Source organism: Bradyrhizobium sp. I71 (genome assembly GCF_022354745.1).
Lineage (GTDB): Bacteria > Pseudomonadota > Alphaproteobacteria > Rhizobiales > Xanthobacteraceae > Bradyrhizobium > Bradyrhizobium liaoningense.
On sequence record NZ_CP059398.1, the window covers coordinates 6,643,335 to 6,655,506 of the forward strand.

General features: G+C 62.5%; 14 protein-coding genes. 2 read left to right on the plus strand and 12 right to left on the minus strand.

Features of this window, described 5'->3' with window-relative positions; genetic code table 11:
- Nucleotides 1–203: 203 nt before the first annotated feature.
- The 10 genes from FJV43_RS31485 to FJV43_RS31530 form a co-directional block, all read right to left on the minus strand.
- Nucleotides 204–1,181, minus strand: coding sequence for a biotin-dependent carboxyltransferase family protein (locus FJV43_RS31485; protein WP_239622900.1), 978 nt, complete (start codon nucleotides 1,179–1,181; stop codon nucleotides 204–206).
- A complete protein-coding gene (locus tag FJV43_RS31490) occupies nucleotides 1,171–2,046 on the minus strand; it encodes an allophanate hydrolase subunit 1 (RefSeq protein WP_239622901.1) in 876 nt (291 codons plus the stop codon). Before FJV43_RS31490 ends, FJV43_RS31485 begins: the two co-directional genes overlap by 11 nt.
- 43 nt (nucleotides 2,047–2,089) lie before the next feature.
- Complete coding sequence (locus FJV43_RS31495) at nucleotides 2,090–3,490, minus strand: acetyl-CoA carboxylase biotin carboxylase subunit (RefSeq protein WP_239622902.1); 1,401 nt, start codon at nucleotides 3,488–3,490, stop codon at nucleotides 2,090–2,092.
- A gap of 16 nt (nucleotides 3,491–3,506) precedes the next feature.
- Nucleotides 3,507–3,749 (minus strand): acetyl-CoA carboxylase, encoded by a 243-nt coding sequence (locus FJV43_RS31500; RefSeq protein ID WP_239622903.1) that lies wholly within the window; start codon nucleotides 3,747–3,749, stop codon nucleotides 3,507–3,509.
- Between the two features lie 38 nt (nucleotides 3,750–3,787).
- Nucleotides 3,788–4,516, minus strand: coding sequence for a LamB/YcsF family protein (locus FJV43_RS31505; RefSeq protein WP_239629697.1), 729 nt, complete (start codon nucleotides 4,514–4,516; stop codon nucleotides 3,788–3,790).
- Nucleotides 4,517–4,605: 89 nt separating this feature from the next.
- Nucleotides 4,606–5,793, minus strand: a complete 1,188-nt coding sequence (locus tag FJV43_RS31510; RefSeq protein WP_239622904.1) for an ABC transporter substrate-binding protein — start codon at nucleotides 5,791–5,793, stop codon at nucleotides 4,606–4,608.
- Nucleotides 5,794–5,821: 28 nt separating this feature from the next.
- Nucleotides 5,822–6,892: a branched-chain amino acid ABC transporter permease gene (locus FJV43_RS31515; protein ID WP_239622905.1), complete on the minus strand. Its 1,071-nt coding sequence runs from the start codon at nucleotides 6,890–6,892 to the stop codon at nucleotides 5,822–5,824.
- 3 nt (nucleotides 6,893–6,895) lie between these two features.
- Nucleotides 6,896–7,810: a branched-chain amino acid ABC transporter permease gene (locus FJV43_RS31520; RefSeq protein ID WP_239622906.1), complete on the minus strand. Its 915-nt coding sequence runs from the start codon at nucleotides 7,808–7,810 to the stop codon at nucleotides 6,896–6,898.
- Between the two features lie 2 nt (nucleotides 7,811–7,812).
- Entirely contained in the window at nucleotides 7,813–8,535 is a 723-nt protein-coding gene (locus FJV43_RS31525) for an ABC transporter ATP-binding protein (RefSeq protein ID WP_239622907.1), read from the minus strand.
- On the minus strand, nucleotides 8,532–9,308 hold the full coding sequence (locus FJV43_RS31530; protein WP_239622908.1) for an ABC transporter ATP-binding protein: 777 nt from the start codon (nucleotides 9,306–9,308) through the stop codon (nucleotides 8,532–8,534). The genes FJV43_RS31525 and FJV43_RS31530 overlap by 4 nt, the downstream gene beginning before the upstream one ends.
- Nucleotides 9,309–9,353: 45 nt before the next feature.
- Between FJV43_RS31530 and FJV43_RS31535 the strand changes: the two genes are divergently transcribed.
- A complete protein-coding gene (locus FJV43_RS31535) occupies nucleotides 9,354–9,953 on the plus strand; it encodes a hypothetical protein (RefSeq protein ID WP_239622909.1) in 600 nt (199 codons plus the stop codon).
- An 18-nt stretch (nucleotides 9,954–9,971) separates the two neighbouring features.
- Nucleotides 9,972–10,343 (plus strand): hypothetical protein, encoded by a 372-nt coding sequence (locus FJV43_RS31540; protein WP_239622910.1) that lies wholly within the window; start codon nucleotides 9,972–9,974, stop codon nucleotides 10,341–10,343.
- Between the two features lie 430 nt (nucleotides 10,344–10,773).
- Here FJV43_RS31540 and FJV43_RS31545 read toward each other — a convergent pair whose 3' ends face one another.
- Together FJV43_RS31545 and FJV43_RS31550 are read right to left on the minus strand one after the other, a co-directional pair.
- Complete coding sequence (locus FJV43_RS31545; protein WP_239622911.1) at nucleotides 10,774–11,610, minus strand: ABC transporter substrate-binding protein; 837 nt, start codon at nucleotides 11,608–11,610, stop codon at nucleotides 10,774–10,776.
- A gap of 71 nt (nucleotides 11,611–11,681) precedes the next feature.
- On the minus strand, nucleotides 11,682–12,164 hold the full coding sequence (locus FJV43_RS31550; RefSeq protein WP_239622912.1) for a MaoC family dehydratase: 483 nt from the start codon (nucleotides 12,162–12,164) through the stop codon (nucleotides 11,682–11,684).
- Nucleotides 12,165–12,172 lie beyond the last annotated feature (8 nt).

Below are 12,172 nucleotides of genomic sequence, written 5' to 3' on the forward strand. Positions count from 1 at the left end.
ACGCACGAGCAGTGGTTGAGCGCTGTTTTTGAGCGCAAGCTTTTCAGTGCAACTCTCGTGCCTAACGGGAGGATGAACAACCTGAGGAATAGAATGCGTGGAACGGCGCGCGGTCCGAGCGACCAGACGCCTTCGCTTCGGCCCTTGGCAGCCCAGGTGCAACCAGCTACCGCGCGACCTTCGGCGCCGGGTTGCAAAGGCGGTTACGCCAAAGTGCTGCGAAGCCTGCCTAACAATTCGGCCCGGCTCTTGCGTGCCGCAAGGGCTTCATCCATCCCGACCTTGACGAACTTCACCTGTGTGTTGGGCTGGAGCTGGCCGATCAAATCCATGTCTGCTGCGATGACCGTGCCGACCATGAAATAGCCGCCGCCTGAGACCGCGTCACGATGCAGCACGATCGGCTCAGTGCCGCCGGGAACCTGGATCGAGCCGTAGGGATAGCACGCATCGGTGATGTTCGACGGATCGGAACCCGCCCCGAAGGGCGGCTCGCGCGGCACGAATGCGAGAGGCTTGCCGCCCTTGAAGCGATAGCCGATCCGGTCAGCTTCCGGTGCCACCTTCCAGGTGTCGTCGAAAAACCCAACGCCGGCCGTCTCGGTAATGCGGTGCCAGTAAAGCCCGGGCATCATGCGCAATTCGGTTGGCATTGCTGCCGGCAGGCCTCGCAGATCTTTCGCGACCGTGCGGCCATCCTTGACGGATGCATAGGACTTGCCGATGGGAAGTTCGTCACCCGCCTCGAGCTTCCGGCCTTTGAAGCCGCCAAGTGCGCCCAGCGCATAGGTGGAACGCGAGCCCAGAACAAGCGGCACGTCGATGCCACCGGCGATTGCAATATAGCCGCGTGCGCCCTGCCTGAGGAAATCGAAGGAGAGCCTTTGGCCGCGCTTCACCTTGAAGCTCGTCCAGGTCTCGCGTGGTTCGCCATCGAGCTTCGGCGGTAGCTCGGCTCCGGTGATCGCGACCAGGGCGTCATCGGTGAATTCGAGCTCGGGCCCCATGAAGACGGCCTCGAGGACCGCAGCGCCTTCCTCGTTGCCGACCAGCAGGTTTGCAGCGACAAGCGCGTGACGATCCATGCCGCCGGAGAGCGGGATGCCAATGTGATAGTAGCCGGGGCGTCCCAGATCTTGCACGGTTGTGGCAAGGCCGGGCTTCAAGACTTTAATGGCCATGGAGAACCCCCTCGAGCTTGCGATTGTAGGCGTCGATGTCGTTGTTGAACTCGGTCAGCGAGAACGAGACATCGCGGATGATTGGCGCGAAACGGCCCGCGTCGACGTCGGCCACCGCAGCGTCGTAGGCCGGTCGGTCGATCGGTTTCCATTTCACGATGTCGCCCGGCTTGAACAGGCACATGAAGTCGCGCAGGTAGCTGATCTTCTGGTTGGGATCGTAGATCGGCATTGGCGTGATGCCGAACATCTGGTAGCCGCCGGCGCCGCGTACCGAGTAAATGCAGCTGAAGCATCCGCCGTGTCCGACGGTGAGCTTCGGCGTGTCCGTGCGTGGGCGCAGATACTTCGGAGCCTGGATCTGCCGCTGGCGCTCCACCATCTGATAGAGGAACGGCAGGCCGGCGACGAAGCCGACCATCGAGACGAACCAGGGCGCGCTCGAATGCGCCTCGATGAACGCATCGACGCCGTCGAGTCCGTTGATGCGTGCCGCGTATTCGAGATCGGTGCCGTTCGGATCCTGATGGCGTTCGCGGAAACGCATCAAGGTCTCGTGCGTCCAGGGATCATTGTAGAGCACGGGGATTTCGATGATCCGCGTCTTGATGACCGGTGCGGATGTTTCGGATGCGGAATCGAGCTGCTTCAGCTCGGCGAGCAAGTCATCGGGCTTGATCTGATCCGGATCGAACTTGACCTGATAGGATGCGTTGGCCGGACAGATCTCGGTCACGCCCTTGATCCTAGCGTCGCGCACCGCATTGGTGACGAAGAGGCCCTTGAAGAAAGCCTCCAGCGACATGGACTCAGCGACTTCGGCGAAGATGTGCTCATCGCCGCCGTAGGAAAATCGGGTTTGCACGACTAGCGGCCTCCTGTTGCAGACGGGGCGGGTTCTCTCGCCGTCATAATGCGACCTTGGTGGTCGGTGACAGCGCTGCAGCGCCGAGCGACGCTGCATGGTTCTCCAGCCATGGCTCGAGCCAAGCTGTATGAAAGCGTCCGGCCAGGACATCCGGATCACGTGCGAGCGCCTGATGCAGGGGCTTTGTCGTCGCCAGGCCTTCGACGCTGAGCTCCGCAAGGGCCCGCTCGAGCCGCCGGATCGCACGCGGTCTGTCCTCGTCGTGCACGATCAGCTTGCCGAGCAGGCTGTCGTAGAACGGCGGCACCGTGTAGCCCTGATAGAGCATGCTGTCGAAGCGCACGCCGTCACCGGCAGGCACGGTGAGTCCGCTGATTGTGCCGGGGTTCGGAAGAAAGCCTTTCGCCGGGTCCTCGGCATTGATGCGGACTTCGATCGAATGACCGCGGACGCGAACCTGATCCTGGCGGATGCGAAGCGGCTCACCGCCGGCAATCCGGATCATCTCGCCCACGAGGTCGATACCGGTGACCATCTCCGTCACGGGATGTTCGACCTGGATGCGCGTGTTCATTTCGAGAAAGTAAAATTCGTGGCTGCGGTCGTCATAGAGATATTCGAGCGTTCCGGCGCCACGATAGTCGACGGCCTTGGCGAGCGCGACGGCGGACGAACACAGCTTGTCGCGAACGGCAGGCGTCAGCGACTGCGAGGGAGCTTCTTCCCAAACCTTCTGACGGCGTCGTTGCAGCGAGCACTCGCGTTCGAAACAATGGATGACGTCGCGTCCGTCGCCGAGAATCTGCACCTCGATGTGCCGCGCGCCTTCGATTAGCTTCTCGACATAGAGCCCGCCATCGCCGAAAGCAGCGAGCGCTTCCGCCTGCGCCTGGGGCATCAGATGATGGAATTCCTCGGCCGAACGCGCGATGCGGATGCCGCGTCCGCCACCGCCAGCGGCGGCCTTGATCATCACGGGAAAGCCGGTCTTCTCGACCAGTGCGAAGGCGGCCTCGGCAGATTCCAGGCGCCCAGCGCTGCCGGGGACTGTCGGCACGCCGGCCGCAGCCGCAGCCTTCCGGGCCGCGACCTTGTCACCCATCAGCTGGATCGATTGCGCCGTCGGGCCGACAAAGATCAATCCCTCCGCCTCGACAGCGGCCGCGAACTCGGCGTTCTCGGCCAGGAAGCCGTAGCCGGGATGGATGGCGTCGGCGCTGGTCGCCTTGGCGGCGGCGAGGATCGTCGCCTGGTTGAGGTATGACTTCGAAGCCTGCGGCGGACCGATCTCGATCGACTCGTCGGCGAGCCGGACGGCAAGCGAGTCCTTGTCGGCCTTGCTGTAAGCTTGGACCGTCGCAATGCCGAGTTCGCGCGCCGCACGAATGATGCGGACGGCGATCTCGCCGCGATTGGCTATGAGGAGCTTCTGGATCGTCATCGACGCGCGAGCCGTCTCAAACGTCGATCTCGGCAATCGGCTGGCCGGCCATCACGGCTTCCTCGTTCTCGGCCAGGAAGCGCAATATCTTGCCCGTCGCGCCGGCCTTCACCTCGTTGAATGACTTCATGACCTCGATGAGCCCGATCGTGTCGTTCTCCGTGATGCTGTCTCCGTCGGACTTGTAGTCTGGCTTGTCGGGTGCCGGTTTGCGATAGAATATGCCGGGTAGGGGCGAGAATATCTGCTGCGTTGCCATGGGGTCCTCCTGGTGGATGTTCTTTTCGCCTTCCGCCCTCACCGTGCGGTGAGGTAGGGGCGGACGGCCTCGCGAACGGCATGGGCGATCGCGACGGCATTGGGCGTGTCGGAGTGGATGCAGATGGAGTCGGCGCCGACCAGGACGTCGTTCCCGGCCACCGACCGGGTCTTGCCTTCATTCACGGCTCGCGTGCAACGCGTCGCCGCATCGGCCGGATCCTTGGCCTCGTGCTCGCGCGTGATGATGAGGCTGCCATCGGCGTTGTAGTCGAGGTCAGCGTAGTATTCGGCGACGAAGGTGTGGCCACGCCGTTCATAGACCATCTGATGCAGCGTGCCCTTCATGCCGAGCAGCGGTACCTTGTAGACATCGGCGGCGTCTGCGACTGCCTCCGCGATGTTCTCATTGCGCGCGGCCATGCCATAGAGGGCGCCATGCGGCTTGATGTGATTGAGCGGCATGCCTTCGGCATCCAGGAATGCCTTGAGCGCGCCGATCTGATAAAGCAGGCAGTTGGTCAGTTCTTCGCGGTCGATCTTCATCTCCCGCCTTCCGAAGCCTTGCAAGTCCGGCAGTGATGGATGGGCGCCGACCTTGACGCCGAATTGCTTGGCGAGCTGCACCGTCTTGCGCATGTGATTGAAGTCGGATGCATGGAAGCCGCAGGCCACGTTGGCGACATCGATGTGAGGCATCAGCCCGTTGTCGTCGCCCATTTTGTAGAGACCGTAAGCCTCGCCCATGTCGCAATTAATCATGACCATCTCCTGCTTCCTCTCAACGGCTTGCGTTCGATCAAAGGGGTAGGGCCGCCCGTAGGTGCGACAGGCACCGCGGGCGGCACACTGCCGATTTACTTCGACACCAGATAATCGACCGGGATCTTTTCCGAGATCGTCCACTGATCAACCATCTTCGGCTTGCCGCCCTCGGTGTCGATGATCAGGTAACGGCCCTGATTCTGATGGTGAATGTCCTTCGTGAAGGTGCGCGGCCCGAACAGGGTGGCTTCGTTGTTCATCTTTTCCAGCTCGGCGACGACGGCCGGGGCGTCGGTGGTCTTGGCGCGTTCGACCGCCTTGGCCCAGACCTCGATCAGGACGTAGCCGGGATAGACGTACTGGCTGGACGGATCGCCGCCCGTCACGTCCTTGTACTTCTTGTTGAACTCGTTGACTTTCGGATTGGGATCGTCGCCGTAGATTGAGCCCTGCACCGGAACGTAGAAGTTCGACAGATCCGGGATGGCGTTCAGCCAATAGCTGCCGTCCATGCTCGAGCCGTTGAGGATCATCGATTTGATGCCGGCGGCCCGGATCTGCTTGATGGCCGAGACAGCGCCCGGCATCATCGTGCAGACCATGATGGCGTCAGGCTCCTTCGGCAGGCTCTTGATGCGCGTGATCTGGGACGCGATCGAAGCGTCGTCATTCTTGAACGTGTCGCTTCCGGCCAGCTTCGCTTCCTTCAGCTTCGGCATCATCCAGTCGAAGCCGTCGCAGATACCCTTGTTGTAGACGGTCCAGCTGTCGAGCAGCCGATAGAATGTGCGGGCATTCTTCTTGTTGTATGCCCATTCCGCCATGGTCGCGCCTTGCACGGCCGCCAGAACGGAGCCGGAGAAGGAGTAAGGACCGACGCCCGGGATGCCGGCCTTGATCGATTCGGCGCAGAGGAAGAACGAGACCTTACCGGCCGCTTGTGCCTGAAGCGCCGCTGGCGCGCCAAAGTCGTAGTCGCAGGAGACGACCACGAGGTCGGCGCCCTGGTCGAGGACCGCAAGGCCAGCCTTCGCGCCCTCAGCCTGATCAGTCTTGGTGTCGGCGAACACGGCCTTGATCTTCTTGCCAAGCAAGCCGCCCGCCTTGTTGATCTCGTCGATGCGGATCATCGCCGCATCTTGTGCCGGCTTGTCATAGGCCTGCATGAAGCCTGATGCTGCGGTCGCAAATCCAATGACGATCTCGTCGGCCGCTTTCACTGGCGCGAACCAGAGCGCGGATACTCCAGTCAGGACGCCCAGTATTCTCGCAAGACGCATAACCATTCCTCCAGTTGTGCAGGGAAGTTCAGTTCAGTTCCTTTGCCGTCCGCACGGGGCGTGACCATCGCCGCAGCATCGGCCAGCCGCGCCAGGAGAACTCCTGATTACGGGTGAGTCCGGTCGGCAGATACATCAGGATGACGATGGTGATGATGCCGATCGCGATCTCCTGGACCCCGTTGGGCAGTGCGACCTTGAGCGCGCCGAGGCTGACGCCCTTTTCGAGGTTGCGGAACAATTCGATCAGCACCGAGATCGCGACCACGCCGGTGACCGCTCCGCTGAGGCTGTACATGCCGCCGACGACCAGCATCGACAGGGTGATGAAGGTCGTCCGCAGATAGAAGGCACCCGGATTGACGATACTCAGGAAGTGGGCGTAGAGCGCGCCGGCGATGCCGATGATGAAGGCGCTGACCACGAACGCGATCAGTCGTTCGCGTACAATATCGATTCCCGAGGCGCTGGCGGCGACAGACTCGTCGCGTGTGGCGCGAAGCGCGAGCCCGGAGCGGGAGATCGCGTAGAGATAGGCGATCACGATGGCAACCGCCGCGCCCAGCCAGCCGACCCACACGTTCATGGTCGGTGGTATGCCGACGATCGAACCCTGTCCGCCCGTAACCGAATCCCAGTTCGAATAGACGTTGTTGACGACCCCGAGCAGGCCGAAGGTCGCGATCGAGGCGGCGATCCCCGACAGGCGCATGATGACGCGCCCGACGACGAGCGCGAACAAGGCCGCGAACGCACCCGAGATGGGTGTGGCGACCCACATTGGCAGTTGCGTATGCAGCAGCCAGGTGGGCAGTCCCTTGAGTGTGATCGATTTCATCACGGGCGGAATCGCGAGCCAGGCGGTCATGTAGGCACCGAGGCACATGAAGCTGATGTGCCCGAACGACAGCAGGCCGGAATTGCCGACAAAGACGTAGAGGCCGACGACCACCATGATGTTGATGAACATCTCGACGGCGGTCCGGTTGAATGCGCGGCTGCCGAATTGATAGGTCAGGGCAGCCATGACGAGCAGTACGACGATCAGAACGATCGGTGTCAGGATCGTTTGCCGGATGACAGACGGCCGCTTTGGCATCGATCAGACCCTCTGCTTGGCGGATTTCGGCGCGAACAAGCCTTGTGGCCGCACCAGGAGGACGACGATCACCGCGCCGTAGACGAAGGCATCGCGGAAGACGCGCGCGTCGTGCGGCAATGTTGCCTGGAAGACGACGCTGGCGGCTCCAATGATGAAGCCGCCGGCGACAGCGCCGGGCACGCTGCCGAGACCGCCGATCACGGTGGCGATGAAGGCGATCAGCATGACGTTGGCGCCCATGTTGATGTCGGCGGTGCCGGAGATGGTGGCCAGAATCAATCCGATCGCCGCGGCCAGCATGCCGCTGATGGCAAAGGCCAGCAGGATGACGCCGTTGGCACGGACTCCGAGCATGCGCGCCATGGTGAAGTTTTCGGCAGCCGCGCGCATTTCGAGGCCATAGCGCGTGCGCTTGAGGAACAGCACGAGGACGGCAAGCGCGGCCAGCGTGATCACGATGGTCACGACTTGAAGCATCGGTATATGGGCGCCGAGAAAATCGACGGGCAAGCCGAGACTCGGCCAGAGCGTGATTGATTTCGGCCGGCTCGAATAGAGCATCAGCAGCAGGTGCCGGATGACGAAGCCGAGGGCGAAGGAGGCGATCATCATCGTTGCCGGATTGGTGTTGCGGAAACGACGGAATACGATGATCTCCGACAGGATCGACAGCAGCGCCCCGATGATCAGCAACAGCGGAATCAGGAGATAGAACGGCAGCAAGCCGGCGAACACGACCGCCGTTGCATCGATCGACGGCCACAGCATCGCGAAGACGCAGAAGGCTATGAAGTCGCCATGGGCGAAGTTGACGAGCCGCATGACTCCGAAGATCAGTGCGATGCCGAGCGCACCGAGGGCATAGAGACTGCCGAGGCTCAGTGCGTCGAAGATGATTTGCAGGACCGCCGTCATTCTCAGTGGTCTCCGAAGCCGAAATAGGCCTGCTTCAGACGATCGTCCTTGATCATGTCGGCTGCCGCACCCTCGAGGATGATGCGCCCGCCGCGGATCAGGATCATGCGGCCGCCGGTCATCATGGCCCGCGTCGAGCTCTGCTCGACGATCAGCAGCGTCAGCTTGCGCTGAGCCCGCAGCCGCACGAGGATTTCGTAGACCTGATCGATGATCTTGGGTGCAAGTCCGAGCGACGGCTCGTCGATGGCCATGATGCGCGGAGCCGTCATCAACGCACGACCGATGACGAGCATCTGCTGCTGGCCGCCGGAGAGCATGCCGGCCGCAGTGTGACGGCGATCGGCCAGCATCGGGAATTCGGCGTAGACGGACTCCAGGTCATCGGCGATCTTGTGCCTGTCGGCCCGCATGCCGGTGCCGACCTTCAGATTTTCCTCGATGCTCAGTGCGCCGAACACGTTGCGTCCTTCCGGCACCAGCGAGAATCCGCGCCGGGCGATGTCCTCCGGCGAGGCGCCCGTCATTTTCGCGCCGTCGATCGTGATGGACCCCGAGCCAGGCGGCACGACACCGGCGATCGCGTTCAGCAGGGTCGACTTGCCCGCGCCGTTGGGGCCTGTCACGAACAGGACCTCACCCTCGGCAATTTTTAGCGTGACGCCGCGCAGGGCGGTCAGGCGTCCATAGTTGACGGTGATGTCCTCGACGGCGAGCAGCGTCATGATGCGGCGTCCATCTCGGCCGCGAGCGCCGGAACCACTTCGTCGTGCTGCGTGCCCATATAGGCGTGCCGGACCGCGTCGCTGCCGCGGATCTGCGCGGGGTCGCCGACTTCGATAATCTCGCCGGAATCGAGAACGAAGATGCGCTCGCAGAGTTCGAGCACGAGCCCGATATTGTGCTCGATCAGCAGGACGCCGACGCCGAGTTCACCGGCGATCCGCCTGATAATATCGGCCAGATCGTGGCTTTCATGCTCGGACATGCCTGCGGCGGGTTCGTCCAGCAGCAGGTAGCGCGGTCTGCACATGATGGCCCGGCCGATGGCCACGCGGCGCTCGTCGGTGTAGGGCAGGGCGCCTGCGATCGTGCTGCCGAGGTGCGATATCCCGAGCCAGGTCATCACGCGCTCGGCCTCCGTGATCGCCTCGCGCCGCGCCTGACCCAGCCCCACGCCCGTGACCTCGAGATTGTCCACGACGGGAAGGTCGCGGAAAAGTCGGCCTGACTGGAAGGTCCGCGCGACGCCCTTGCGTCGAAGCTTGTGTGCCGCGATGCCGTTGAGCACCTCGCCTTCCAGCTCGACGGTTCCGGTACTGACGGGCTGGAATCCGGTCAGCACGTTGATAAGTGTTGTCTTCCCGGCGCCGTTGGGGCCGATCAGTCCGGTGATGCGTCCCCGTGGAATGGTGAGCGTAACGTTTGACAGCGCTTTCAAGCCTTCGAATTGGACGCTGACGTCGCGCGCGCCCAACTCCAAGCCACCGGAAGTCATCTCAACGCCTTCTCACTCGCCACCCATCACGGACGGAGTTTTGCGTTGGGAGAGGCGCTTGTAAAATTCGAAATATCGTTCGCCGATATCGGAAATTGTGATGACGTTAATGTTCCGGGAATGTTTTGTGGCCGAGCGGTGATTACCGACGCGTTTTTAGACGCTCTAAGCCCCGTCCTTACCGCCGCTGCCTTCTGCACGGATAACCCCGCCTATTGCTTGAACACGGCGAAGGATACGTTTGAGCCCACGCCCGGCAGCACGCGCTTCAGCGTGGTGCGCACAGGGGCGGCCGACCTCGATCTGCTGTCGGCGCGCGGCCTCAATATGTCCTCGCTGTTCGGCGTCTACACCGCCGGTACATCGTCGACGGCGACCAGTAGCAGCGATCCGTATAACCTGCCGCGTGTCCTCAATTTGCAAAACACGTTCCTCGGCGATGCCGATGGCGCCTATGAGAAGTTTGTCGATGGCGGCGCCGACAGTCTGGCGCGGGCGTGGTATCCGACCGGCGGCGGCAACCTGACCATCAAGGCCAGCGGTGACCTCATCGGCAATATCATGACCCTCCCGGTATCGGGCGGCGGTCGCCCCAATTCGGCGGATTCGGGCTATAACAGCGCGGCGGTCGGCAACTGGCTGTGACGTCAGGGAACCGTCACGATGCTGGGCGGATCGCAGGATCAGGCCACGGCCTGGTGGATCAATTTCGGTAGCTATGTGAACGCTGGGCACGACAAGATGATAGGCTTCACCGGCTTCGGCACGCTCGGTGGCGGCGATTTGCGCGTCGAGGTCGGTGGCGATGCCGGCATTCTTTCGCCGCTCACCAGCGAAAACGATCAGCAGATCAACCAGCGTACCCAGGGCATCGTTCTCGCGGTCGGCAGCGCCGGCCGGGTCAGCGCAGACGGCAGCCTGACATCGACTGGCGGCGGCGATCTCGACCTGCGTGTCGGCGGAGCGCTCAATCCGGCTGCGACCAATGCCAACAGCATTTACAACGGTGTGGTCACCCAATCTGCGTGGCCATAGCCAGATCGACATCGGGTCGGTGGGCGTGCTGCAGCAGCTGTACGGCACTTCGGAATTCTCTCAGTCGCCGCGCGAGACTCGCGCCTATGATCTCTTCGCATCATCCCGCGCCGATGCGTTCGGCGGCCTGTTGCTGACGCCGGGTGACTCCGTCTTCACGCTCTCCTCCAGAACTTTCGGGGGTGACCGCAGACTGTGCGAGTGCTGACGAGCAACCTCAGTTCTCGAAGATGAAAATTGTCACTCAATCGCCACGTAATCGCATGGTCGTGCTGATCGATCCGAGGTCAAACCGTTCCTATAGGGTGTGGGTTGGTCGCGTTCCCCGCGACCAATGAGTATAGCGGGCGAATGCTGTTCCCCCATCAACGGCTGTTGTTGATCGGGTCGGTCGTATGTGCGCGGCCACTCATGAGACAGTGCAAGCTTGTCAATTCGTCGGCCCGTCGCCGCGAATGGCGAACGTCGTGGCCTTCAGCTTGGTCATGCCGAACTTGTCGAACAGCTTGTCATAGGTGCCGTCGGCGCGGATCGCAGTGAGGGCATCGGCGACGGCCTGCGCGAGCTGCTTGTCGCGAAAGGCGAAGGTGATGTCGGTGCCGGCGATGTCGCGGACCCAGATCTTTGCGATGCCCTTCTGCTCGAGCGAGTCGGCGGTCTCGTTGATGTTGAGCGCGGCCTCGAGCTGCCCGGCGCGCAGCGCCGCCGAGGTGGCGGTGACGGTGGTGAAGGTGCGCAGCTCGATCGGCTTGAGGCCCTTGGCCTCCATCGCGGTGCTGAACTCGCGCGCCTTGCGCTCGGTGTAGGTCGCCGATTCCACGCCGACGACGCGGCCGGCGAGATCCTCGAACTTTTCGAGCTTCAGGCTTGAGGAGGGATCGGTGTAGATGCTGATCGCCTGCTGCGCATAAGGCACGAGGTAGAGCATCTTCGAGCGCTCCTCGGTCCAAAACAGGCCGGTGTTGATGGCATCGAACCGCCCGGAGCGTAGCGCCGGGATCATCGGCGGGAAGTCCATGCGCAGGAAGACAGCCTCGATGCAGAGGCGCTTGGCGATTTCCCTGGCGAGCTCGACATTGAGACCCTGCAACTCGCCCTTGTCGTCGACGAATTGCTGCGGCGGCAGCGTCGGGTTGATCGACATCTGCCATTTCGGCGCCTCGATCAGGCTCGATGCCGGCACCTTTGGCGTGCAGGTCTGCGCACCGGCCGCCTGGGACAGGCCGATCAGAACGGTGAGGGCGGAGAAGGTCTTGGGAAATCGCATGTGAATACTCCGATCAAATCGTGGGTGGCAGAGGAGCCGTTCTCCGGTCCGACGTCTTCTTCGTTGTCGCGTCAGGTGGCCGCCGTCACGTCGGCTTGCCGGGTCAGGATCAGCGAGATGTGGCGTGCCGCGGTCACCACCTCGTCGCGCTGGTTGATGAGGTCAACCGTCTCGATGACGATGCCGCGCTCTGGATTTTTGGTCGGCCGCTTCTCGTCGAAGCGGAAGCGGACGCGCAAGGTGTCGCCGGCAACGATGGGGCCCTTGAACTTCACCTCGTCCCAGCCGAGCGAGGCGACTGACGTCTCCTCGTACAGCTTCAGCTCGGACTTCAGCCCCTCCATCAGCGACAAGCCGAACAGCCCATGGCCAATCACCGCGGGAAAGCCGCGCGATCGCGCGTAGGCGCCATCGACGTGAAGCGGATGATGGTCACGCGTGACATCGGCGAAGACTGCGATATCGGCCTCCGTCACAGTGTGCACGGCGGTCTCGAACTCCGCGCCGAGCGCAATGTCCTCGTAACGGAGATTGATGAGAGCGCTCGTGACCATCTGAATTC

What these genes read in the sequence shown, in the direction of transcription:
- FJV43_RS31520 (WP_239622906.1), bottom strand. Translation starts at nt 7,810, where the DNA reads ATGACGGCGGTCCTGCAAATCATCTTCGACGCACTGAGCCTCGGCAGT.
- FJV43_RS31485 (WP_239622900.1), bottom strand. Translation starts at nt 1,181, where the DNA reads ATGGCCATTAAAGTCTTGAAGCCCGGCCTTGCCACAACCGTGCAAGAT.
- FJV43_RS31500 (WP_239622903.1), bottom strand. Translation starts at nt 3,749, where the DNA reads ATGGCAACGCAGCAGATATTCTCGCCCCTACCCGGCATATTCTATCGC.
- FJV43_RS31540 (WP_239622910.1), top strand. Translation starts at nt 9,972, where the DNA reads ATGCTGGGCGGATCGCAGGATCAGGCCACGGCCTGGTGGATCAATTTC.
- FJV43_RS31510 (WP_239622904.1), bottom strand. Translation starts at nt 5,793, where the DNA reads ATGCGTCTTGCGAGAATACTGGGCGTCCTGACTGGAGTATCCGCGCTC.
- FJV43_RS31550 (WP_239622912.1), bottom strand. Translation starts at nt 12,164, where the DNA reads ATGGTCACGAGCGCTCTCATCAATCTCCGTTACGAGGACATTGCGCTC.
- FJV43_RS31515 (WP_239622905.1), bottom strand. Translation starts at nt 6,892, where the DNA reads ATGCCAAAGCGGCCGTCTGTCATCCGGCAAACGATCCTGACACCGATC.
- FJV43_RS31525 (WP_239622907.1), bottom strand. Translation starts at nt 8,535, where the DNA reads ATGACGCTGCTCGCCGTCGAGGACATCACCGTCAACTATGGACGCCTG.
- FJV43_RS31495 (WP_239622902.1), bottom strand. Translation starts at nt 3,490, where the DNA reads ATGACGATCCAGAAGCTCCTCATAGCCAATCGCGGCGAGATCGCCGTC.
- FJV43_RS31505 (WP_239629697.1), bottom strand. Translation starts at nt 4,516, where the DNA reads ATGGTCATGATTAATTGCGACATGGGCGAGGCTTACGGTCTCTACAAA.
- FJV43_RS31545 (WP_239622911.1), bottom strand. Translation starts at nt 11,610, where the DNA reads ATGCGATTTCCCAAGACCTTCTCCGCCCTCACCGTTCTGATCGGCCTG.
- FJV43_RS31530 (WP_239622908.1), bottom strand. Translation starts at nt 9,308, where the DNA reads ATGACTTCCGGTGGCTTGGAGTTGGGCGCGCGCGACGTCAGCGTCCAA.